The sequence below is a fragment of the Sphingopyxis sp. H053 genome, from assembly GCF_001468225.1.
Classification (GTDB): Bacteria; Pseudomonadota; Alphaproteobacteria; order Sphingomonadales; family Sphingomonadaceae; genus Sphingopyxis.
Genome location: NZ_LNRU01000005.1, coordinates 262,586 through 284,934 on the forward strand (window position 1 = coordinate 262,586; position 22,349 = coordinate 284,934).

At 65.6% G+C, this 22,349-nt stretch carries 17 protein-coding genes; 6 read left to right on the forward strand and 11 right to left on the reverse strand.

The annotated features are described in order from the left end of the window. Positions 1 to 1,836: a peptide MFS transporter gene (locus ATE70_RS11645; RefSeq protein ID WP_058538062.1), complete on the reverse strand. Its 1,836-nt coding sequence runs from the start codon at positions 1,834 to 1,836 to the stop codon at positions 1 to 3. Positions 1,837 to 2,020: 184 nt separating this feature from the next. On the opposite strand from ATE70_RS11645, the gene ATE70_RS11650 reads away from it, so the two are divergent. Together ATE70_RS11650 and ATE70_RS11655 are read left to right on the forward strand one after the other, a co-directional pair. Continuing rightward, positions 2,021 to 2,602, forward strand: a complete 582-nt coding sequence (locus ATE70_RS11650) for a nitroreductase family protein (RefSeq protein ID WP_058538063.1) — start codon at positions 2,021 to 2,023, stop codon at positions 2,600 to 2,602. Positions 2,603 to 2,673: 71 nt separating this feature from the next. Next, positions 2,674 to 3,021: a GntR family transcriptional regulator gene (locus ATE70_RS11655; protein WP_056374231.1), complete on the forward strand. Its 348-nt coding sequence runs from the start codon at positions 2,674 to 2,676 to the stop codon at positions 3,019 to 3,021. A gap of 165 nt (positions 3,022 to 3,186) precedes the next feature. Here ATE70_RS11655 and ATE70_RS11660 read toward each other — a convergent pair whose 3' ends face one another. The 4 genes from ATE70_RS11660 to ATE70_RS11675 are packed head-to-tail and all read right to left on the reverse strand — an operon-like array spanning position 3,187 to position 9,919. Further along, positions 3,187 to 5,034 carry a tetratricopeptide repeat protein gene (locus tag ATE70_RS11660; RefSeq protein ID WP_058538064.1) on the reverse strand — a complete coding sequence of 616 codons (1,848 nt, stop codon included), beginning with the start codon at positions 5,032 to 5,034 and terminating at the stop codon, positions 3,187 to 3,189. After that, positions 5,035 to 6,411, reverse strand: a complete 1,377-nt coding sequence (prsR, locus tag ATE70_RS11665) for a PEP-CTERM-box response regulator transcription factor (protein ID WP_058538065.1) — start codon at positions 6,409 to 6,411, stop codon at positions 5,035 to 5,037. Beyond that, the gene (prsK, locus tag ATE70_RS11670; RefSeq protein ID WP_058538066.1) at positions 6,408 to 8,528 is read right to left on the reverse strand and encodes an XrtA/PEP-CTERM system histidine kinase PrsK; all 2,121 of its coding nucleotides are present in this window, start codon (positions 8,526 to 8,528) and stop codon (positions 6,408 to 6,410) included. Before prsK ends, prsR begins: the two co-directional genes overlap by 4 nt. A 2-nt stretch (positions 8,529 to 8,530) precedes the next feature. After that, positions 8,531 to 9,919 (reverse strand): TIGR03013 family XrtA/PEP-CTERM system glycosyltransferase, encoded by a 1,389-nt coding sequence (locus ATE70_RS11675; RefSeq protein ID WP_058538067.1) that lies wholly within the window; start codon positions 9,917 to 9,919, stop codon positions 8,531 to 8,533. 127 nt (positions 9,920 to 10,046) lie between these two features. Between ATE70_RS11675 and ATE70_RS11680 the strand changes: the two genes are divergently transcribed. Together ATE70_RS11680 and ATE70_RS11685 are read left to right on the forward strand one after the other, a co-directional pair. Then, positions 10,047 to 11,084 carry a mannose-1-phosphate guanylyltransferase gene (locus ATE70_RS11680; protein WP_231732641.1) on the forward strand — a complete coding sequence of 346 codons (1,038 nt, stop codon included), beginning with the start codon at positions 10,047 to 10,049 and terminating at the stop codon, positions 11,082 to 11,084. Between the two features lie 104 nt (positions 11,085 to 11,188). Beyond that, positions 11,189 to 13,012, forward strand: coding sequence for a DUF885 domain-containing protein (locus ATE70_RS11685; RefSeq protein WP_058538069.1), 1,824 nt, complete (start codon positions 11,189 to 11,191; stop codon positions 13,010 to 13,012). A gap of 64 nt (positions 13,013 to 13,076) precedes the next feature. Here the strand turns inward: ATE70_RS11685 and ATE70_RS11690 are convergent, their stop codons facing one another. The 3 genes from ATE70_RS11690 to ATE70_RS11700 all read right to left on the reverse strand — a co-directional run bounded on the left by ATE70_RS11690 (position 13,077) and on the right by ATE70_RS11700 (position 17,070). Continuing rightward, positions 13,077 to 14,144, reverse strand: coding sequence for a L,D-transpeptidase family protein (locus ATE70_RS11690; protein ID WP_058538070.1), 1,068 nt, complete (start codon positions 14,142 to 14,144; stop codon positions 13,077 to 13,079). Between the two features lie 99 nt (positions 14,145 to 14,243). After that, positions 14,244 to 15,593 (reverse strand): HD-GYP domain-containing protein, encoded by a 1,350-nt coding sequence (locus ATE70_RS11695; RefSeq protein ID WP_082639419.1) that lies wholly within the window; start codon positions 15,591 to 15,593, stop codon positions 14,244 to 14,246. Positions 15,594 to 15,681: 88 nt separating this feature from the next. Continuing rightward, positions 15,682 to 17,070 carry a helix-turn-helix domain-containing protein gene (locus tag ATE70_RS11700; RefSeq protein ID WP_058538072.1) on the reverse strand — a complete coding sequence of 463 codons (1,389 nt, stop codon included), beginning with the start codon at positions 17,068 to 17,070 and terminating at the stop codon, positions 15,682 to 15,684. Positions 17,071 to 17,209: 139 nt separating this feature from the next. Between ATE70_RS11700 and ATE70_RS11705 the strand changes: the two genes are divergently transcribed. Further along, positions 17,210 to 18,802 (forward strand): isocitrate lyase, encoded by a 1,593-nt coding sequence (locus ATE70_RS11705; protein ID WP_058538230.1) that lies wholly within the window; start codon positions 17,210 to 17,212, stop codon positions 18,800 to 18,802. A gap of 143 nt (positions 18,803 to 18,945) precedes the next feature. Here the strand turns inward: ATE70_RS11705 and ATE70_RS11710 are convergent, their stop codons facing one another. Both ATE70_RS11710 and ATE70_RS11715 read right to left on the reverse strand, forming a co-directional pair. Continuing rightward, positions 18,946 to 19,932 (reverse strand): TerC family protein, encoded by a 987-nt coding sequence (locus ATE70_RS11710; RefSeq protein WP_058538073.1) that lies wholly within the window; start codon positions 19,930 to 19,932, stop codon positions 18,946 to 18,948. Between the two features lie 68 nt (positions 19,933 to 20,000). After that, on the reverse strand, positions 20,001 to 20,207 hold the full coding sequence (locus tag ATE70_RS11715) for a DUF465 domain-containing protein (RefSeq protein ID WP_058538074.1): 207 nt from the start codon (positions 20,205 to 20,207) through the stop codon (positions 20,001 to 20,003). 240 nt (positions 20,208 to 20,447) lie between these two features. On the opposite strand from ATE70_RS11715, the gene ATE70_RS11720 reads away from it, so the two are divergent. Continuing rightward, positions 20,448 to 21,215, forward strand: coding sequence for a crotonase/enoyl-CoA hydratase family protein (locus ATE70_RS11720; RefSeq protein ID WP_058538075.1), 768 nt, complete (start codon positions 20,448 to 20,450; stop codon positions 21,213 to 21,215). 208 nt (positions 21,216 to 21,423) lie between these two features. Here ATE70_RS11720 and ATE70_RS11725 read toward each other — a convergent pair whose 3' ends face one another. Continuing rightward, entirely contained in the window at positions 21,424 to 22,248 is an 825-nt protein-coding gene (locus ATE70_RS11725; protein ID WP_231732639.1) for a helix-turn-helix domain-containing protein, read from the reverse strand. Between the last annotated feature and the right edge of the window lie 101 nt (positions 22,249 to 22,349).

The window sequence follows — 22,349 nt, forward strand, 5'->3', positions numbered from 1 at the left end:
TTACGCCCCCTTGGGTTCGGGATGAACGCCGGCCGCCTGCGGCTCGGCCTCGCCGATGCCCGCCAGCCCGTCGTCGCGGTCGCGCAGCGTGTCGAGGTGCATCCAGCGTTTGACGATCGGGCTGACCGCCAGCACCGCCACCGCGGCACCGATCGCGATCCAGCCGAACATCTCGTAAATCTCGAGCAGCTTGGCCTTGCTCATCTCGCCGCCATGCCCGCCGGTCGCTTCGCCGATCTTGCCGGCAACGAAATTGCCGACCGCGGTCATATAGAACCACGCGCCCATGATGAGCGACGCGACGAAGGTCGGCGCCAGCCGGTTCATCGCCGAGAGGCCGACGGGGCTGAGACACAGCTCGCCGGTCGTGGCGAGGAGGTAATAGAGGAAAACGAAGATCACCGGGGTCATCGCCGCGATGCCGAACGCCTGTGCGCCCCAGACGAGGATGAGGTTCGCAAGCCCCATCTGCGCCAGCGCCAGCCCGAACTTGGCGGGGGCCGACGGTTCCTTGCCGCGCTTGCCAAGCCATTGCCACAGTGCGGCGAACAGCGGGGCGAGCAGGATGATGTAAATCGGGTTGATCGACTGGAAGATCGAAGCCGGCACCGCGCCGCGATCGACATAGCGGTCGGTGAACAGGTTCATCGATCCACCCGCCTGTTCGAACAAGCCCCAGAACAGCGGGTTCAACGCGATCAGGAACAGGATCGCGAACATCCGGTCGCGCGCATGGTCTTCGCGGTTCATCTTCTCGACCACCATCACGCCGAGGAGGAGGAGGAAGCCGAACAGCGCCACCCACGCCGCGGGCGCGAGCCCGAGCGCGACGGGTCCGCTGGCGATGCCGAGGCCGAGGATCAGCGCCAGCGGCAGGAACAGCATCAGGGCGAGGCCCGCGAGCGCGATGTTGACGCGGCTCCGCGGACCGGCGCCGATCGATCCGTACGGCAGCTGGAACGTCGCCACGAGGACGACATAGCCGAGCAGGAGAATGCCCGAGACGAGCAGCAGGTTCTGGATAACGTCCTGATACTGGACGAGCGCCCAGATCACCGCGACCGCGCCCAAACCGACGGCGTAGAGCGTCCACTCGCTCGACCGCGACAGCGGTGCAGGCGCTTCGCCCGCACCCTTCAGCGCGCTCTTGCCGAGAACGAAGACGACAAGGCCGGCGAGCATGCCGATGCCGGCGAGCCCGAAGCCATAGCCCCAGCCGATCCGCTGGCCGAGATAACCGACGAGGATCGTGCCGAGCGCGGCGCCGACGTTGATGCCCATATAGAAGATCGTATAGGCGCCATCGCGGCGAATGTCGGTGAGCCGGTACAGCTGGCCAACCATCACCGAGATATTCGCCTTGAGGAAGCCCGAGCCGACGATGATGAAGGCGAGCGCGGCCCAGAAGACGTTGATCGTCGGATCATTCTGTCCGCCGACGCCTTCGACCGCCATCAGGCTGTGGCCGGCGGCGAGCAGCAGGCCGCCGAACAACACCGCCTTGCGCTGCCCGAGGTAGCGGTCGGCGAGATAGCCGCCGAGCACCGGGGTGATGTAGACGAGGCTGGTGTAGGCGCCGTAGATCAGGTTCGACTTGCTGTCGTTGAACAGCCAATGCTGGGTCAGGTAGAAAATCAGGATTGCGCGCATGCCGTAGTAGGAGAAGCGCTCCCACATTTCGGCGAAGAAGAGCATGTAGAGGCCCTTGGGGTGTCCGGCGAATTCGGGTTTCTTGCTGCCGGCGATCAGCGCACCGATGCTGAGGAAGACGCCGAGGACCAGAAGTGCGATTACCGCAATCCAGTCCCCCTCGTCCCACGAGCCCATATTTTTCATTATGTTGCGTCCCTTTTAGGATTGTCTGGCGCGGCCTCCCGCCGCGCGAATGCGGCAACCTAGCGCGAAAATTGCGTATTGGAAGAATCTAATTGCGCGTGAAACCGTCTCGATCGGGCCAAATATTACTGCGAACCGTTCGCAACACTTGCGCCAAGGCACGCCAAAGGCCACATGGCGCACCATGTTCAACGACACCTCCTCGCTCCTCGCCCATCTCGCCACCCGCCGTTCGGGCAAGGCGCGCGACATGATCGCCCCCGGCCCCGACGCCGCGCAGCTTCGGGGCATCATCGCGCTGGCACTACGCACCCCCGACCATGGCAAGCTCGCGCCCTGGCGCATCGTCACCGTCGCCGACGATCAGCGCGAGGCGTTCGCGGCGCTGCTCAAAAAGGCATGGATCGCGGAGAATCCGGGCGCCGCGGGCATGGACCTGTCGGCGCTCGACCAGTTCGCGCATCAGGCACCGACCTTGCTCGTGCTCGTCTCGGCGCCGGTGGCGGGAGCGAAGGTCCCCGTCTGGGAACAACAGATGTCGGCGGGCGCGGTCGGCATGAACCTGCTTCACGCTGCGCACGCGCACGGCTTTGTCGGCAGCTGGCTGACGGGCTGGGCCGCTTATAGCGCCGAGGTCGCCGCCGCGTTCGGCGCCGGCGAAGGCGACACGATCGTCGGCTATTTCTTTCTGGGAACGCCCGCGCGCGAACTCGATGAACGGCCCCGCCCCGAATATGACGATGTCGTCCGGGCTTGGGAAATTTAGTTTCACTTTCCGAACCTAATTTGTAATTAGTGGCATTTGACTGTGCTGCTGTCTTATGGCATTAAGGCGGCATGCTCGATCAGTCCAAACCCGTGTACCAGCGTCTGCGCGATGTCATCGCCAACGCCATCCTCGACGGCCAGTTTCGCGATGGCGACATGTTGCCGTCGGTCCGATCGCTCGCCGCCGAAGAAGGCGCCAACCCGCTGACGGTGGCGAAAGCATATCAGACGTTTCAGGACGAAGGACTGGTCACGGTGAAGCGCGGGGTCGGCATGTTTGTCGCAGCGGGTGCGACAGAGCGCCTCCGCGACCTTATGCGCGCCGATTTCCTCGCCAATGTCTGGCCGCCGGTCGCGCAGCAGATGCGCCGCATCGGCCTCGACGCGCGGACGTTGCTGGATTTGACCGAGGCGTAACGCCTTTTTCCGCTTTTGGATTGAGACCTGCCGTTCGCCCCAAGCTTCGTCACCCCGGACTTGATCCGGGGTCCATAACGATGGTGCGGTCATGGATCCCGGATCAAGTCCGGGATGACGATGAAAGATAGGGCGGCAATCGGTCGTTAGCCGACATTCCTCCACCTACCGCCCGATCTGCGCCGCCTTGTCGCGCAGGTCCGTCGCCGCTTGTTTGCTGCCGCGGCGTTCGAGCAGGTCCGCGTAAAACTCCATGATCCCGGCATTGAGCGGCTGCAACCGATAGGCGCGGTCGATCAGCGGCAGCGCGCGCGCATCGTCGCCTTTCGCCGCCCACGCCCGCGCCAGTTCGCGGAGCACCACGACGTCGCGATTGCCGATCCGCCGGCGTACGCGTTCGAAATGCGCGATCGCCTGGTCCCAATGTTCGAGGTCCATCGCCAGATGCCCGGACAATCGGTCGGCGGCGATGCTCGACGGCTGGCTGCGCTGCAGCGCGAGGATCGCAGCGCCCGAACCCGCGGCATCCCCCGCGCGGAACAGCGCATTGGCGAGCCGCAATGTGGTGCGCTCGCTCGCATCGAGATCGCGCGCGGCGCGATACGCCTGCACCGCCAGCTCAGTACGTCCCGCCGCCAGCGCCGCATCGCCCAGTAGGATATGCGCGTCGGCAACGCCGCGGTTCGCATCGCGGAGCCGCGTGGCGCGCGCGATCGCTCGCGCGCCATTGCCACTCGTCAAATCGGCCGAAATAGCGGGAATCGCACTAGCCGGATTGAGCGGCTCGGCATCGGCCGCCAACGTCAGCAGGCCATAGTCATTGTCGGCGGCAAAGGGCACCGCCTCGCCGGGCGCCAGCGCCGCCGCGCGCCCCAGATAGTCCGCCGATTCGATGCGCCGGCCGAGTTCCGCCGCCGCGCGCGATGCGAGCAGCAGCGACCAGCTGTCGGCGTCGGGCCGCTGGACCAGCGGCAGCAAGGCGGCGAGCGCGGCGTCGGCGTCGCCATCGCTCCATTCGGCGGCCGCGAGGATGCGGCGTGCGGTAAAATTCTCCGGCTGCTCGGCCAGCAGCCGGTCGGCCCAGGTCGCGGCCACCGCTTCGCCGCCGAGTTCGAGTTCGACGATCGCGCTCAGCAGCATGAACGACGGCTGCGCGTCGAGTTCGCCGCGCGTGCGCTGGAGCAGGCTGCGCGCGAGCCGGTAATTGTCGGCGCGCGCCGCGAGCACCCCCTGCAGATAGAAGAGACGCGGATCGCGCGGGACGATCGTCGCGGCGCGGCGCAGCGATGCGAGCATGTCGCGGTAGCGCCCGAGGTCGCCGAGCGTCGCCGCCTGCTCGATCAGCGCATCTTCATTGTCTGGATCGGCGGCAAGCGCGTCTTCGTACCAGGCGAGCGACGCGTTGAGCCCATCCTCGGTCCGCACGAGGTTCGCCTTGAACGCCAGCGCCGCGCTGTTCGCCTTGTCGAGTTCGATCGCATAATCGACCGCGTCGCGCGCGCCGAGCGTGTCGGCATTGGCATCGCGAAAGCGCGCGACGTCGACCCACAAGGCCGACGAGCGCGGCAGTTCGTGCACCGCGCGGTCATAGGCTTCGCGCGCGGCGGCCAGATCGCCATTGCCGAGGTGCACGTCGCCCGCGACCCACGCCGCCTCCCCGATCATCTCGGGAATGATCGGGCCGTCGTCGAGCGTCTGGAGCGCACGGCTCCCCTCATCCTGCATTGCATAGGCGCGCGCCAAGAGCGGGCGAAGCGCCGCTTCCTTGGCGCCCGCACCGATCGCGCCCTTGACCGCCGCCTCGGCCCCGACCCCGTCGCCCAGTTTGATCGCGACGCGCGCCAGTTCGACACGCTCGACAATGACCTTGGGATCGCTCGCGATGGCGTTCTCGAGGGCAGCGCGGCGCTCCGCGAGCGCCTTGCGCGGCGCGGACGACGCCCCGTCGCCGCACGCTCCGAGCAGCAGCGCCGCCAGCAGCAGCGCCTTTGTCCAGAAGCGGCCTAAATCCATTCAGGCCTGCATCCGATATTGTTTGAGCAGGTCGTAGAGCGTCGGGCGGCTGATCCCGAGCAGCTTGGCGGCCGCCGAAATATTGCCCTCGCTCTGCGTCATAGCGCGGCGGATCGCGACGCGGTCGGCGGCTTCGCGCGCGCTGCGCAGGTTGAGCCACGCCTCCTCGCCTTCCGCCTCGCCGCCCGCCATATCGAGATCCTCGCGCATCACCAGCTTGCCATCGGCCATGATCACGGCGCGCTTGATGCGGTTTTCCAGCTCGCGGACATTGCCCGGCCAGCGCCCCTCGTCGATCGCCTGCAACGCGTCGGGCGCGAAGCCGCGCACACCGGGGTTCATCTCGGGCGCATATTGGTGGAGGAAATGCCGCGCGAGCAGCACCGCATCGCCCGGGCGCTCGGCGAGCGATGGAATCTTTACGACCATCTCGGCGAGCCGATAATAAAGGTCGTCGCGAAAGCTCTGGTCGGCGATCATCGCATCGAGGTCGCGGTGCGTCGCGCACACGATCCTTGTATCGACCGCGATCGCCTTGCGCCCGCCGATGCGCTCGATCGTCCGCTCCTGCAGAAAGCGCAGCAGCTTGACCTGGAGCGGCAGCGGAATGTCGCCGACCTCGTCGAGGAAGAGCGTCCCGCCATGCGCGAGCTCGATCTTGCCCTCGGTCGTCTTGACCGCGCCCGTGAACGCCCCCTTCTCGTGCCCGAACAGCTCGCTTTCGAGCAGATTCTCGGGGATTGCAGCGCAGTTGATCGCGACGAACGCCCCGTCGCGCCGCCCGCTCGCCTCGTGCAGTCCGCGCGCGAGCAATTCCTTGCCGGTGCCGCTCGCGCCGAGCAGCATCACAGAGACGTCGAGGTTCGCGACGCGCTCGATCGTGCGCGCCACTTTCTGCATCTCGGGCGCCCCGGTGATCATCCCGCCGAGCACGCGATTGTCGCTCGAACCCTGCTCGGCGAGCCGCGCATTCTCGACCTCGAGCTCGCGCACATGGAAGGCACGGGCCACGATCAGCCCCAGCTCGTCGATGTCGATCGGCTTTTGATAGAAGTCCCACGCGCCGCTCGCGATCGCGGTCAGCGCGCTCGCGCGTTCGCCGTGCCCCGACACGACAATCACTTTGGTGTCGGGCTTGGCTTCGAGGATCGCTTTCAGCGTCCGGAACCCCTCGCGCGTGCCGTCGGGATCGGGCGGCAGGCCAAGGTCGAGCGTCACCACATCGGGTTCCTCGGCGCGCAGCAACTCGATCGCGGCATCATGGTCGCCCGCGACGAGCACCTGATAATCCTCATACGCCCATTTGAGCTGCGTCTGCAGCCCCGGGTCGTCCTCGACCACCAGCAATTTGCGCAGATTGGCCCCGCTATCGGTCATTTATGCCCCACTTTCATCACACGCGCGTCGACCCCCGCGTCGCCCCGGGCATCGGCGAGCGGCAGCCACAGCGTGAAGCTGCTCCCCTTGCCCGGCTCGCTCGCCACCTCGATCGCCCCGCCCATCGCCTGCGCGATCTGCAGCGCTTCGAACGCCCCCAGCCCGAAACCCGATTCCTTCGTCGACACGAACGGTTTAAACAGCTCGTCGCGGATGAAATCGCGCGTCATGCCGCAGCCCTGGTCGATCACGTCGATCCGCACGCGCCCCTGTTCGGCCACCGCGACGACCTGGACCGAGGTGTCAGGCGCCGACGCATCGATCGCATTGGCGACAAGATGCTGCACGATCTGCCGGACCGCCCCCGCATCGGCCCATGCCGACAGCCCCGCCTGACAACCGACGAACAGCGCGCGGCGCGGACGCATTTCGGCCGCGATCTCGTTCAGCACCGGCTCGACCAGCGTCCGCCCCGCCTCTGCCGCTGGCCCGCGCTCGCGCGGCGACAGGCGGACGAGGAGGTCGCTGAGGCGCCCCGCCGAAATCTTCAGCGTCTCGATCATATCGGCGCGGAAATCGGGCTTGTCGGCGTGACGCTCGGCGTTGCGCGCGAGCAGCCCGATCTGGCTCGCCAGATTCTTGATGTCGTGCATGATGAAGGCAAAGCGCCGGTTGAATTCGTCGAACCGCCGCGCCTCCGACAAGGCCTGCTGGCTCTGCGATTCGGCGAGATAGCTTGCCGCCTGCTGCCCCGCGATGCGCAGCACGTCGAGATCCTCCCAATCGAGCGCGCGTGACACCGCGGGCCGATGCAGCACGACGACCGCGATCATCCGCTGGAAATGCAGCACTGGCACGACCACCCAAGCGCGCGTATCGGCGATCAGCCACTCGGGGATCGCCAGATCCTCGCCGGGATGACCCCGGCGCTCGGCATCGAGGTCGACGATATGCTGCGTTTCCTGCAGCATGAAGGCCGACCGCAACGAGAGCATGGCATCCTCGCTCGCGCCGTCCGGCCAATGCCAATGCTCGGCGATGCGAAAGCCCCCCGATGCGCCGGGCAGCATCAGCAACGCGCCGGGGCTTCCGGTCAGTTCGGCGAGCGCCTTGGCGACGCGGCGGTGCAGATTGCGGTCGTCCTCGCCCCCATCGCCTTGGGCACCCTGCCCCAATGTCGCGGTAAAGCGCATCCATTCGGCGCGATAGTCATAGCGATGCTCGAAGAAATGCTTGGAAATCATCACCGACAGCCACGCCCGCGATCGCGCCGAGGCGAGCATCAGTCCGCCAGTGCCGAGCGCGACGAGCAGCGAGATCGCCTGCGCCAGTTCGGCATAGTCGCCGCCGGCGACGCGCGCGACGGCACCGGTCAGCGCGATCACGATCAGATAGGCGGCGGCGCCGAGCAGGATCAGCGTGCGCGTCGCGGCGGTGCGCGACAGGCGCATCCGCTCGCGCCCGATGTCCATCGCGGCGACAATATAGACCGGCAGCGTGAGCAATACGATCGCCGGAAGCAGGGCGATCAGCGTCGACGCGATTTCGCCGGTCAGCGCACCGATCAGCTGGACGTTGAGCTCATAGGCCCACAGCATCGCAAACCCGCCGGCGACCGCCATCACGGGCATGCGTTGCCCCGCGCTCGCATGGCGAACCCCGGCGTCGATCATCAGCAGTCCGCCGATCGCGACGACCGTCGCGGCAAAGCCCAGCGTCGGCGTCATCCATGGTTCGGCCGCCGCTCCGGCGCGCAAATGCGCCGCCGCGCCGAGCAGCAGCGCCAGCAGGCAGATCGTCGCGAGCATGCGTGCGATCAGGCGCAGCGGCCGCGACATCGGCGCACGCGGCGACCAGAAGGTTGCCCCCAACCAGAGGAGCATGGCGAGGTCGCGCACCGTCTGCACGACCAAAGATTGCGACGATCCGGCGCCATAGACGGCCATCGCTGCGCACCACAGCGCGGTGGCGGCTGCGGTTACGGCGAGCAACCGCGGCGCCGGCATCAATGCCGCCATCCGCGCGCGCGGCCGCATCAGCAGCCACAAAGTGACACCGGTAAAGCCCGCCAGCGCAAGGCCCGACAGGATCTGGGACAGGCCGGCCAGCGCGCCCACGGCTACCGCGCGCCCTCCGGCCACAGCACGACGCGTACGGTCTGGAGCAGGATCAAAAGGTCGAGGAAGGGCGAATAATTCTTGGCGTAATAGAGGTCATATTCCAGCTTGACGCGCGCGTCCTCGACCGAGGCGCCATAGGGATAGTTGATCTGCGCCCAGCCGGTCAGGCCCGGCTTCACCATGTGGCGTTCGGCATAAAAGGGCAGCTTCTTTTCGAGTTCCTCGACGAAGCTCGGCCGTTCGGGGCGCGGCCCGACAAAGCTCATGTCGCCCTTCAGCACGCACCAGGTCTGCGGCAGCTCGTCGATGCGCAGCTTGCGGATGATGCGGCCGACGCGGGTGACGCGCGGGTCGTTTTCGCTCGCCCACACCGCTTTGCCCGCCGCCTCGGCATCGGTGCGCATCGAACGAATCTTGAAGATGTCATAGGGTTCGCCGAATAGCCCGATGCGCGGCTGGCGGTAAAAGACCGGGCCGCGGCTATCGAGGATCACCGCGATCCCCGCGACGATGATCAGCGGCAGGCCGACGACCAGCACAAGCAGGCTGGCGAGGATGTCGAACAGCCGCTTGCCGACCTTCGAAATCCGTTGTCCCGCCGAAAATCCGTCGGAAAAGATCAGCCCGCTGGGGTTCGTCGTCGCAAGGTCGACGCGTCCCGTTTCGCGCTCGATAAAACTCGCGATATCGTTGACATGCACACCCGTCGTCTTGACGCGCAGCAGGTCGTTCAGCGGCAGCGCGTTGCGCCGTTCCTCCAGCGCGAGCACGACTTCGCCCGCGCGCAGCATCACGACATGGTCAGACAGATTGTCGAGGGCTTCGCGCGGCACGGCGCCCGGCACGGTCCTTTCGGTCGCACTCATCGCAATGAAGCCGACCATTTCGAGCCCGCTCCCCGGCGCGTCGGCAAGCGCCGCAAGGCGCGCGGCGCGCGGCCCGGCGCCAAGAACGAGGATGCGGCGCCGGAACGCCTCGGTCCCCGATGACTGCGTCAGCGCGAGGCGGATGACGAACAGCACCGCGATGGCAAAGATCATCGCGTACAGGCTGTTGGCGCGCCACAGCGTCGCGGTCGGCAACAGGAAGCCGAGCACCGAAAGGAAAATCACGCCGAGCGAAATCGCCGCGAGCAGGCGCGCGGTGGCGAAACGCATCGAGCGCAGCCCCTCGTTCCCGTACATTCCGGTCGCCATCATCGCGAGCGAATTGGCAAGGCCGAAGGTCAGCAGCGGCAGCCAGCGGCCCGCGAGCGGCCCGGCGTCGAACCCCGCCTGCTGCGCATAAAGATGCCACGCCCCCTCGGCCGAGCCGAGCAGCGCGAAAAATTCGATCAGCGCCAGCCAGACGACGGCGTGCGGGACATAATGTTTAAACAGCCGGAACATGGGGACCTTTCGCGCGCTCGATACTACAGCCGAGGCGTCAACTGTCGGTTAATTTTACACTCCCCATATCCGCAATGACAGGGTGACCCGCCGCTTCCAACGCGATAAACTCGAACTTATGACGCTGATGATCCAGCCTGTAATCCTGTGCGGCGGTGCCGGTACCCGGCTTTGGCCCGAATCGCGCGGCCCCCGCGCCAAGCAGTTCCTGCTGCTTCACGGCCAGCGCAGCCTGTTTCGCCAGACTGTCGAGCGCACCCCTGCCGGTCCCGACTTTCTCCCCCCGATCGTCCTGTGCGGCGACGGGCATGTCGCGATGGTTCGCGAACAGATGGACGACCGTGAGGAAACGCTGCTCGTCGAACCGATGCCGCGCAACACCGCCGCGGCGATCGCGCTCGCGGTCGCGCAGGCCGATGCCGACACTTTGCTGCTCGTGATGCCGAGCGATCATGTGATCGCCGACGTTCCCGCCTTTCACGCCGCGATCGCCAAGGGGGTGCGCCTCGCGCAGCAGGACTGGCTCGTCACCTTTGGCATCACGCCCGACAGCCCCGAAACGGGCTTCGGCTATATCGCCGCCGGACGCCCGCTCGGCGGCGCCGATGAATCCTGGGGCTTCGCGGTCGATCGTTTCGTCGAAAAGCCCCCGCTCGCCGATGCCGAAGCCATGCTCGCTGCCGGCGGATACAGCTGGAACGCCGGGATTTTCCTGTTCCGCGCCGCACGGATGCGCGATGCGATGCTGACGCATTGCCGCGCGATCTTCGAGGCAGCGGACAACTCCGTCGCGGCGGGTATGCGCGACGGCGACGCGCTCTATGCCGACGCAATCGAGTTCGCGAAGGCGCCGTCCGATTCGATCGATTATGCGGTGATGGAAAAGGATGATCGCGTCGCGGTCGTCCCCGTGGCGATGGGTTGGTCCGATCTCGGCTGCTGGCACACGATCCATGCGCTCGCCGACAAGGACGGCGCCGACAATGCCGTCACGGGCGACGCCTTTCTCCACGAAAGCCGCGGCAATCTGGTCCGCGCGGGCGACAAGCGCGTGTCGATCCTCGGCATGGACAATATTGCGGTGATCGTCGACGGCGACGACATATTGGTGATCCCGCTCGGGCGGTCGCAAGAGGTCCGCGCGGCGGCCAAGGCGCGCGAATAGAGCGAAGTCGCATCAAGCACTTGCACCCGCGGTGACTTGCTATACCAGTACACCCATGAGGCGCCTCCACTGGAGCGCGCCATAGCTGTTCTGGAGATCGCCCCATGTTCGACCGTCGCACCCTACTCGCCGCCGCCGCGGCTTCCTCGATGCTCGCCGGCGTCCGTCCGCGCACCGCGTTCGCCGCGGCGCCCGACGGCGAAGGCGCGCGGCTGACCGCGATCTACGAGCGCATCTACGACATGCTGCTCGACCAGGACCCCGAATTCGCGACGTCGCTCGGCGCCGACAAGGGCGACCGCGCCGCGGCGAAAGCGAAACTCGCCGACCGCTCGCCCGCCGGGATCAAGAAATCCCACGACCTCTATCGCACCGGGCTCAAGGAACTGAAAACGATCGACCCGAAGAAACTCTCGGGCATGGACCTCGTCAATTACGAGACGTTCCGCGGCCCGTGGGAGGATTATGTCAAGGCTTACGACACCTTCAGCTACGGACTTCATAGCTGGCCTGAACCGCATCCAGTGACGCAATTGAGCGGCACCTATCGCTCGATCCCCGATTTCCTCGTCAACCAGCACAGCATCGCCAACGCCGCCGATGCCGAAGCCTATCTTTCACGCTGCGCTGATTTCGCGGTGCAGCTCGACAATGAAACCGGCCGCATCAAGGCCGATCACGCCGCCAGCGTCATCCCGCCCGATTTCGTCATCGACCGCACGCTGGCCCTCTTCGAAAGCATCATGGCACCCGCCCCCGATGCGAATATCCTGACCACCAACCTCAAAACCAAGACCGCCGCGATTCCCGGCGACTGGGCGAAGCGCTGCGCCGCGATCGTCGAGAGCAAAATCTATCCCGCGATGCGCCGCCAGGCCGCCGAACTCACCGCCGTGCGCCCGCGTGCGACGCACGACGCCGGCGTGTGGCGCCTGCCCAAGGGCGACGAATATTATGCCTATGCGCTGCGCTATGCGACGACGACGGGCATGTCGGCCGAGGAGGTGCACAAGCTCGGGCTCGACCGCATGGCGGCGCTCACCGCGCGCGCCGACGCGATCTTCAAGAAGCAGGGCATGTCCAAGGGGACGGTCGCGCAGCGGATGCGCGAACTCGGCAAGGACCCGCGTTTCCTTTATCCCAACACCGACAAGGGCAAGGCCGACCTGATCGCCAAATTGAACGAGCAGATCCAGGAAATGCAGCGCCGCCTGCCCGAAGCCTTTGGCCGGCTGCCCAAGGCGAAGTGCGATATCCGCCGCGTGCCGCCCGAGATCGAGGCGGGCGCGCCCGGCGGCTATTACCAGATCCCGGCGCTCGATGGTTCGCGCCCCGGCGCCTATTACATCAACCTGCGCGACACCGCCGAAAACCCATCGTGGACGCTGCCGACGCTGACCTATCACGAAGCGACGCCGGGCCATCACCACCAGATCGCGCTCGCGCAGGAGGCCGAGGGCATCCCGCGCCTCCGCCGCCTGCCCGCCTATTCGGTCTATACCGAGGGCTGGGGGCTCTATGCCGAGCAGCTCGCCGACGAAATGGGCGTGTATGAAAACGACCCGTGGGGCCAGCTCGGCTATCTGCAATCCTATATGTTTCGCGCCGCGCGCCTCGTCGTCGACACTGGCCTCCACCACTTCCGCTGGAGCCGCGAGAAGGCGATCGCCTATTATAACGACTCGCTCGGCACCCCCGAAGGGTCGAACGTCACCGAGATCGAGCGCTATTGCGTGTGGCCGGGCCAGGCGACGAGCTATATGGTCGGGCAAACGCGCTGGGTCGCGATCCGCGAGAAAGCGAAGGCCGCGCTCGGCGACAAATTCGATATCCGCGGCTTCCACGACACGGCTTTGTCGGCGGGTGCGATGCCGATCTCGGTTCTCGAATCGGTGATCGACCGCTGGACGGCCGCGCAAAAGGCCTGAGCCACACATGAAAACCCTTCGCCTGTCAGCGACGGGCGAAGGGCCATCGCGGCCCCGAAGGCAGCTAATTCTGGAAGATCGCCGGGGTTCCGGGCTTGACCATCTGCGCCAGACGCGCGGCGTCCCAATTGGTCAGCCTGACGCAGCCGTGGCTCTCGGCGCGCCCGATCGTATGCGGCTCGCTTGTTCCGTGAATGCCATAGTGCGGCTTGTTGAGGTCGAGCCACACGACCCCGACCGGGCTGTTCGGCCCGGGTTGCAGCAACACCGCCTCCTTGCTGTCGCTGACGTCCCAGAACAGTTTCGGATTATAATGAAAGTCGGGATTGCGGCTCACGCCCTGAATCTTCCAGTTGCCGATAGGCAACGGGTCGCGGCTGCTGCCCATCGTGGCAGGAAATTGCGCGACCAGCTTGTCCCCCTCGTCATAAACTTTCAGCACACCCTCTGATTTGTCGACCACCAGCTTTGCGGCTGCGACCTGTGTCGGCGCGACGCCCAGGCGTTCGAGCGTGCCGTTCCAGCCGCGCGCGTCCTCGCCCAATGTCGCCCGGTCGATATCGGGGATGTTGGGGACGCGGAATGGCCGGCCCGCGCCCACCAGCGTCGAGGGGCTGTTCAGCGCGACCAGCGTTTCGGGCGTGGTGTGAAAGCGTTCGGCGAGCGCTTCGGTCAAATTGCGATAGCCCAGCGCGGGCAATTTGGCCTGGTCGGCCGCGTCTTTCGGAAACGCCGGAACGAACGGCCCCGCAGCAAAGCCGGCGGGAATGATCACCAGCCGGGTCGCGGGAACCTGTTGCCATTGTTGCAGCGCCTGCAGCGTCGCCGCGTCGAGTTTGCCGCTGTCGTCGAGGTCATGCGCTTTCTGGAAACCGCGGAGCGCCGCCGTATAGGACTGCCCTTCCTTTCCATCGATTACTCCCGGCGAAAAGCCGAGACGATCGAGCAGGACTTGCGCGCGAAGCGGCGGTGGTTCGCTGAATGAAACCGCGGCGGGCGGGGCATCTTTGAAATCCAACGAAGCCGGATCGGCGGCGACCGTCGATGATGTCGGTTTTTTGGCGCTATCGTCCGGGGCGGCGTTGCAACCGGCGATCAGGAAAAGGCACGGTAAAAAAGGGGAAAGTTTCAAGCGCTGGTCCTCTTGGCTAGGAGCAGGATCAACGATCCTCCGCGCGAAAGGATGCGCGCGCAGCAGGCGATCGGCCGCGTGTGAGTCAGTTGGAACTGCTCATCGGTCGGCGCCGCGCGGGCCGATCGGATGATCGGGATCCGGCACGGCGGCCGACGCCGTGCTCGACGCAAGGATGCGAACGCGCAGCGCATCCCAATCTTGAAAGCGCCAGAAATTCGGGCTGTCGCGACTGATGATCCGCGGATGTTCGGCCGCCGGCGCGATCGCGCGGTCGATGGGTTCGATCTCGGACAGCGTCTCGCAGTCGAAAAAGACCCGAACGACGACATCTTCGTCCGCATCGCCGGCGCTTCCGGCGATAACCCCGAGCTCGCCGGTCGACAGCCGGACCAGTGTTCCGACCGGAAAGATCCCCAGGCTATCGGCGAAGCGGTCGAGCAGCATGGGGTCGAAATGCCCAGTCCATTTCTGCATCGCGGTCAGCGCCTCGCACGGCGTCCACGCGTCCTTGTACGGCCGGTTCGACGTCACTGCGTCATAGACGTCGCAAATCGCCCCCATGCGCGCGGCGAGCGACAGCTCGTCACCCTTCAGGCCGCCCGGATAACCCGACCCGTCGATCTTTTCATGATGCCGCAGGCAGAGTTCGAGCGCGAGGCCGGGGGCGCCGGGCGAACTTGCGAGCAGGCGATGACCGGCGACCGGATGGCTCCGCACCGACCGCATTTCGACTTTCGACAGTGCGCCGGGCTTGTTCAATATCGCGTCGGACACCGCGACCTTGCCGACATCGTGCAGCAGTCCCGCGACGCCCAGATCCTCGACCTCCTGCGGTCCGAGCCCCATGTGGCGGGCGAAGTTGATCATCAGCGCGCAGACCGCGACCGAATGAAGATAGGTATATTCGTCCTTCTCCTTGAGCCGGACGAGGTTGATCAGCGCCTTGGAATCGCGCTCGATCGAGGCGCCGATCGCGCTGGCGAGCTTGACCATCCGGCGAACCTCGACCGCCCGGCCCAGCCGCGCGGCGTCGAACATGTCGACCACGGCCTCGCACGTCCGCTCGATCGCCCGCTTGGCGCGGCGGCACTCCCCGGCATAGCCGCGGCGGCGGCGTGGCGCGTCGCGCGCGGGCGACGACGGCGGCGCAAAAGTGGCCGCCGCCCGGAGCGAAATGGCCTCGCCCCCCGATCGTTTCGATGCCGACGGACGCTTGCCCTGCGGCTTTTCTCTGGTTTCGGTCTCTAGCCGATCTTCGGGCGCGCCAAGGCCGCGCCCTTCGTCGATGACGATGCCATCGATGCCTGAATGGCGGATTCGCTGCAGCTGGTCCTGGGTCTCGACCCGAAAATAACGGCGCCAGAACGGGTGGTCGAACCACGACCCTTCAAAGGCGTGGATGAACATGCCGATCTCGACGTCTTCTGGTCTTATTCGAACAAGCATTTTCGGTCCCGTCGCGGCCGATCACCGCGCCACGTTCCAAATACGGCACGGCGCGTGTCGATTTAAGCCGCGCATCGGCGATTTTCGGTCAATCGCCCGCGAAATCGAACGCGCTCACCCCGCGCTCGCCTTCGCGGAAGCGCAGCGGGCGGCCGAGCGGCGGCATCGAACGCTGGACACAGCCCGTCCGCGTGCAGCGGCGGCAGCCGAGCCCGATCGGCGTCGCGGGGCTGCGCATCAGGTCGATCCCGCGCGCCGCGATCAACGGCGCGGCGACCTTGGCATCGACCCCGACACACACGGCAAAGCGCGCGGGCGTGCCGCTTCCGGTCGCGCCGGGGGCGGCGACCGAACGCGACTGGGTGAACCAGCGCGATCCGTCCTCGAGTTCGACCAGATCGGCGACCACCTCGCCGGGGCGGGCGAAGGCTTCATGGACTCCCCACAAAGGGCAGCGCGCATCGCCGTCGACCAGCGGCGACTGGCTCGCGCCGGCATAGCGTTTGCTCCCCTGCCCCGCGCGGTCGATGCGCAGCATGAAGAAGGGCAGCCCGCGCGCGCCGACACGCTGGAGCGTCGTCAACCGGTGCGCGACCTGCTCATAGCCCGCACCGAAACGGCGCTGGAGCAACAGCAGATCATAACCCGTCGCATCGCACGCGCGCAGGAAGCGGCTGTACGGCATCATCAGCGCGGCCGCGAAATATTGGATCAGATGGCGCTCGAACAATCGCGCGGCGGCCGTTTCAGCAAATTCGGCGCCCGCGACGAGCGCGTCGATCTCGGCCTTCGCCTCGATCTGCGCCAGCGTCGCCGCCGCCTGAAAGGTGCGCGACGCGGGGCGCAGCAGTTCGTTCAGCATCAATTGCCGCGCGTGCCAGTCGAGCCAGCGCAGCCGGTCGGGCATCACGTCGCTCGGCAGGATGCGGATGCCGAGCTGGTGCCGCGTGCGCAAACGCTCCGAAATCGTGCCGTAAAGATCGCCGCCCGCGAGCCGCAATTCGTCGGCCAGCTCCTCGGCACGCGCGTCGAGATCGGGGAAATGGTTGCGCCATTTCTCGATCGCGCGGCGCACCGCGGCAACTTCGGGCGCATCCCCTTCGCCATCCGCGCGCCCCTCGGGCGCCGCATCGAACAATCGGGCAAAGGCGGCGGCGGTGGCCGGCGCCGTCTGGAGCCACTCCTCGACCTCGTGCGTCCCGATGCCGAGGTCGGCGAAGCGCGGGTCGGCGAGCCGCCGCCGGAGTCCGGCGAGCCCACCGGGCAAGTCTTCCGCGCCGAGCTTCGCCGCATCGAACCCGAAGCGTTCAGCCAGTTTAACGATGACTGTCGCGCTGAGCGGCCGCTGGCCATGCTCGATCAGATTGAGATAGCTCGGCGAAATGTCGAGCGCATCGGCCATCGCCGCCTGCGTCATCGCCGCCTCGCGCCGCACCTTGCGCACCGCCGGCCCGGCAAACACCCGTCGCTCCGCCATCACGTGTAACTTTCTTTACTAATTTACACGCCAATTTACACCTATCTGCCATATTTCACAAATATTATTGACAAAGCTTTTCACTTTCGGCGGCAGTTTCGCCAACTTCCACCCATCACCTCCGCACAAGGATATGACGATGGGTTATCAGGAAGACATGGCGCAGGCAGGCCGCCTCATCCGCGATTACGACGGCACGTGGGACGGCATCAGCGGCGAAAGCATCGCCCGCATGCGCGCCCAGAACAAGTTCAAGACCGGCCTCGACGTCGCCCGCTACACCGCGCGCATCATGCGTGCCGACATGGCCGCCTATGACGCCGATCCCGCGAACTACACCCAGTCCTTGGGCTGCTGGCACGGCTTCATCGCGCAGCAGAAGATGATCTCGATCAAGAAGCATTTCGGCACCGTCAAGGGACGTTACATCTACCTCTCGGGCTGGATGATCGCGGCGCTGCGTAGCGAATTCGGTCCGCTGCCCGACCAGTCGATGCACGAAAAGACCAGCGTTCCGGCGCTGATCGAGGAAATCTACACCTTCCTGCGTCAGGCCGACGCGCGCGAACTCGGCGGCCTGTTCCGCGAACTCGACGCCGCGCGCGCCGAGGGCGACGAACTCAAGGCCAAGCAGATCCAGGCCGCGATCGACAATCACGAAACCCACGTCGTGCCGATCATCGCCGACATCGACGCGGGCTTCGGCAACGCCGAGGCGACCTACCTCCTCGCCAAGAAGATGATCGAGGCCGGCGCCTGCGCACTCCAGATCGAAAATCAGGTCTCGGACGAAAAGCAGTGCGGGCATCAGGACGGCAAGGTCACCGTGCCGCACGAGGACTTCATCGCGAAGATCCGCGCCTGCCGCTACGCCTTCATGGAACTCGGCGTCGAGGACGGCATCATCGTGACGCGCACCGACAGCCTCGGCGCGGGCCTGACCAAGCAGATCGCCTTCACGAAGGAACCCGGCGACCTTGGCGACCAGTATAACAGCTTCCTCGATTGCGAAGAGGTCGAAGGCGCGGGCAACCCCGGCGACGTCCTGATCAACCGCGACGGCAAGCTGGTGCGCCCGAAGCGCCTGCCCTCGAACCTCTATCAGTTCCGTTCGGGAACCGGCGAAGATCGTTGCGTTATGGACTGCATCGCTTCGCTGCAGAACGGCGCCGACCTGCTGTGGATCGAGACCGAAAAGCCGCACATCGAACAGATCGCCGGCATGGTCGACCGCATCCGCGAAGTCGTCCCCAACGCGAAGCTCGCGTACAATAATTCGCCGAGCTTCAACTGGACGCTGAACTTCCGCCAGCAGGTGTTCGACGCGTGGGAGAAGGACGGCAAGGACGTCAGCGCCTATGACCGCGCCAAGCTGATGAGCGTCGATTATGATGGCACGCCGCTCGGCGACGAAGCCGACAACCGCATCCGTACCTTCCAGCGCGATTCGGCGAAGCGGGCGGGGATATTCCACCACCTGATCACGCTGCCGACCTATCACACCGCGGCGCTGTCGACCGACAATCTCGCCAAGGAATATTTCGGCGACGAAGCGATGCTGGGTTACGTCAAGGGTGTCCAGCGCGCCGAGATCCGCCAGGGCATCGCCTGCGTGAAGCACCAGAATATGTCGGGCAGCGACATCGGCGACGATCATAAGGAATATTTCGCCGGCGAAGCGGCCCTCAAGGCCGCAGGCAAGGACAACACGATGAACCAGTTCGCCGCGTAAACAAGTTAGACGCGGGGGCCCGTTGCAACCCCCGCGTCGCCCATCTTGGCGCGGGGGCCAGCGACCCGACCCCCGTGCCTCCCGAGCTTTCCTGGGGAGGAAAGCCTGTCCGTCGGAAGCCCTTGCGCTTCCGGCGGACATTTTTATTGCGGCAATGCCGCTTCTTCCTCGCGCGTCTTGACCAGCGACCAGATGATGCCGCCTGCGATCAAGGCTACCGTCACGCCCAGGCTGACCAGCGGCGGGAATTTCGCTCCGCCCAGCACGAAGTCGGCAACGAAGATTTTCGATCCGATAAAGATCAGCACCAGCGCGAGCGCATATTTGAGATAGTGGAAACGGTGGACCATCGCCGACAGCGCAAAATAGAGCGCGCGCAGGCCAAGGATCGCCATGATATTCGACGTGTAGACGATGAAGGTGTCGGTCGTGATCGCGAAGATCGCCGGCACGCTGTCGACCGCGAACACAAGGTCGGCGAGGTTGATCACGACGAGCGCGAGGAAGAGCGGCGTCGCGGCGAGGACGATCTTGCCGGTCTTCGTATCGGGCACGCGCACGAAGAATTTTTCGCCGTGCAGTTCCTCAGTGATCGGCATCCGGCGCGACAGCCACTTGACCACCGGATTGCCCTTCACGTCCATCGGCTTTTCGCTCGCGAACAGCATCTTCACGCCGGTGAACACGAGGAACGCGGCGAAGATATAGAGCAGCCAGCCATATTCGGTGACGAGCGCCGCGCCGCCCGCGATCATGATGCCGCGCAGCACGATCACCGCGACGATGCCCCAGAGGAGCGCGCGATACTGGTAGCGCGGCGGGATCGCGAAGGTCGTGAAGATCAGCGAGATGACGAAGATATTGTCGATCGACAGCGCCTTCTCGATGAAGAAGCCGGTATAATATTGCAGGCCGGCCTCGCCGCCCTTCGCGGCCCAGACCCACGCGCCGAACGCGGTCGCGATACCGATGTAGAGCGCCGAGAGCTTCAAGCTCTCGCCGATCCCCATCTCCTTGTTTTCCTTGTTGAGAATGCCAAGGTCGAAGGCAGTGAGCGCGATAACGAGCGCGATGAACGACAGCCAGAACCAGGCCGGGGTGCCCAGCCAGTCGGCAAACAGAAATTCCATGGTGATTTCCCTGGATATGCCGAGCGCGCCGCCTTTCGGCAGCGTGCTCGGTCCTTAGTTATGATGGATTAGCGCGCGAGCGCCGGGCGCAGCGCGGGCCGCCCCAAAGAAGCCAGGGTCAGCGCGGCAAGCCGTTCCTTCACCGCGAGCTTCAGCGTTTTGAGGCGCAGCAATCGGAACGGATCGGCGCCGCGCCGGCGCACCTCGCGGCGCTCGGCATCGTCGAGTTGGCGATGCAGCACGGTCAGGCGATAAAGATTGGGATTCAAAGTCATACAGGGCCTCCTGATTGAGAAATCAAGCAGGTGACGCCGATGCCGGGACCCCGGAAACAGGGGGGAGATAGGGCCAGAGCATCGGAGTCACCCGATGCGGTCCGACATCACGTGGCGGGATATGTCCCGCCGACGCCAGAGGGGCCCGGCCCGCATTTCTTTTATTTAGGGTGTCGCCCCACCGCTTGCAAGTCCCCCGGCGCCCCGGCACGCTGCGATGGAAAAAGGAGGAGGGTTCGAATGAGCATGCTTGTCCGGAGCGATGGCCCCGTTACGATCGTCACCATCGACCGCCCCGCGCGCCGTAATGCGGTCGATCCCGATACCGCCGTCGCATTGCGGAATGTCTTCGCGGCCTTCGCCGCCGACGAAAATGCGCGCGTCGCGATCCTGACCGGCAGCGACGGGCATTTCTGCGCGGGCTTCGACCTCAATGCGGTCGGCACGTCGCGCTACGACCCAGATGGCCCCGGGCCGATGGGACCGACGCGCATGCTGCTCGACAAGCCGGTGATCGCCGCGGTCGAAGGACACGCCGTCGCCGGCGGGCTCGAACTCGCGCTCTGGTGCGACCTGCGCGTCGCGGCGGCGAGCGCGGTGTTCGGCGTCTATTGCCGCCGCTGGGGCGTGCCGCTGATCGACGGCGGCACCGTGCGCCTGCCGCGCATCGTCGGCCAGGGCCGCGCCCTCGACATGATCCTGACCGGCCGCCCGGTCCCCGCCGACGAGGCGCAGCGCATCGGCCTTGCCGACCGCGTCGTTGCCGACGGCCAGGCGCTTGCCGCCGCGATCGAGCTGGCGAAACAGATCGCCGCCTTCCCGCAAATCTGCATGAACAGCGACCGGCTCAGCGCGTATCGTCAGTGGGATTTCGACATCAAAGGCGCGCTCGCGCATGAAGCGCATGCCGGGGTTGCCGCGCTCCGCGAAGGCGCGGCGGCGGGGGCCAAACGCTTTACCGAAGGCGCCGGCCGCGGCGGCAGCTTTGCCGCCTTCAAGGAGGAATGACGACGAAGATATGGATTACGGCCGCCCAGCTCGTTTCCGCATCGCGAAAAGGACAAGGCGACCGCCCGGGGGCAAGCCCGGCCGGTCGAAGTGGGAGGGGCATCGTCTGCGCGCGTGCGAAGTCCGCAACTTTGCGGAACGCACGGGGCGTCAGGGTTGATTGGTATGTTAGCGCCACGCGATGCCGGCGGTGCAAACCGACCCGCGATCAATCGATGCGATTAAAACGCGTCGTTTCCAATTTTTGACGATTGTCGCTGGACCAGACAATCGTTTCGGTCATGGATTTCAGATCCTTGGCGACGGTGTAGACTCGCGTCGACACCCGCGCCCCGGCCTTTCCCAGTGTCATGACCAATGTGTCCGGCGCCGGCTGACGCAAGGCAACACTGTCGATGAAATCCATATTTCCGGTGATCGGTACGGGGACGCCGTCCAGAGCGGCGGTCGATTCCGAATGCCTGCTGGAGCCGTCTGGCGCGACGATTTCGACACGCGTTGTCCATTTGCCATCTTGCGATGGACGGAACGTCATCGTGACCCGTTGAGGGCGTTCCTTTTCCGGCATGAGCGATGCGTCCAGCGACCAGCTTCCGACCAGCGGCACCGGCCTGGATGCAGCGCTGTAAACGGCGTTCGGTGTTTCGACCTGATCGGCGGAAGGGGAGACTGCGACCATTAATCCGGCAGCGGCCATGGGTATTGCGATGAGCATGACGATCATTCCTTTCGAACCGCGAACCCCGACGGTCGCGGCATGCGCCAAGTCCTTCACGGCGGGGCGCTCTTTCGAAAGATCGATATTTTCGTCACAAGTTTTTTGGAGGTCCAGAAGGCGCGCCAATTCGCGGCTGCTGCCGACGCCCGTCTTGCGGCGGGCGGAGCGTAAACGCTCGTTAATCGACGTTTCCGAACGGCCGAGGCGCGCCGCGATGGTCTTTACGGTATGCCCGGCGACCAACAGGCGCAGAATTTCCATTTCCCGGTCAGTGAGGCATGCGGACAAGCCGGGAGCAGGTTCATTGAACGACATGTCCTTTGCTCACCACAGCCTCACGAACAGGTCCATCCCAATTTATTTGGGAAACGGCAGCGCCGCCAAGTGAAATGCGGGCTTGGAGCCCCCCGCCGGAT

Excerpts from the sequence above, each read along its gene's own strand:
- ATE70_RS11655 (WP_056374231.1), top strand. The coding sequence starts at position 2,674 with ATGCTCGATCAGTCCAAACCCGTGTACCAGCGTCTGCGCGATGTCATC.
- ATE70_RS11680 (WP_231732641.1), top strand. The coding sequence starts at position 10,047 with ATGATCCAGCCTGTAATCCTGTGCGGCGGTGCCGGTACCCGGCTTTGG.
- ATE70_RS11650 (WP_058538063.1), top strand. The coding sequence starts at position 2,021 with ATGTTCAACGACACCTCCTCGCTCCTCGCCCATCTCGCCACCCGCCGT.
- ATE70_RS11700 (WP_058538072.1), bottom strand. The coding sequence starts at position 17,070 with ATGGCGGAGCGACGGGTGTTTGCCGGGCCGGCGGTGCGCAAGGTGCGG.
- ATE70_RS11705 (WP_058538230.1), top strand. The coding sequence starts at position 17,210 with ATGGGTTATCAGGAAGACATGGCGCAGGCAGGCCGCCTCATCCGCGAT.
- ATE70_RS11660 (WP_058538064.1), bottom strand. The coding sequence starts at position 5,034 with ATGGATTTAGGCCGCTTCTGGACAAAGGCGCTGCTGCTGGCGGCGCTG.
- ATE70_RS11715 (WP_058538074.1), bottom strand. The coding sequence starts at position 20,207 with ATGACTTTGAATCCCAATCTTTATCGCCTGACCGTGCTGCATCGCCAA.
- ATE70_RS11710 (WP_058538073.1), bottom strand. The coding sequence starts at position 19,932 with ATGGAATTTCTGTTTGCCGACTGGCTGGGCACCCCGGCCTGGTTCTGG.
- ATE70_RS11675 (WP_058538067.1), bottom strand. The coding sequence starts at position 9,919 with ATGTTCCGGCTGTTTAAACATTATGTCCCGCACGCCGTCGTCTGGCTG.
- ATE70_RS11685 (WP_058538069.1), top strand. The coding sequence starts at position 11,189 with ATGTTCGACCGTCGCACCCTACTCGCCGCCGCCGCGGCTTCCTCGATG.
- ATE70_RS11645 (WP_058538062.1), bottom strand. The coding sequence starts at position 1,836 with ATGAAAAATATGGGCTCGTGGGACGAGGGGGACTGGATTGCGGTAATC.
- ATE70_RS11695 (WP_082639419.1), bottom strand. The coding sequence starts at position 15,593 with ATGCTTGTTCGAATAAGACCAGAAGACGTCGAGATCGGCATGTTCATC.
- ATE70_RS11725 (WP_231732639.1), bottom strand. The coding sequence starts at position 22,248 with ATGTCGTTCAATGAACCTGCTCCCGGCTTGTCCGCATGCCTCACTGAC.
- prsR (WP_058538065.1), bottom strand. The coding sequence starts at position 6,411 with ATGACCGATAGCGGGGCCAATCTGCGCAAATTGCTGGTGGTCGAGGAC.
- ATE70_RS11720 (WP_058538075.1), top strand. The coding sequence starts at position 20,448 with ATGAGCATGCTTGTCCGGAGCGATGGCCCCGTTACGATCGTCACCATC.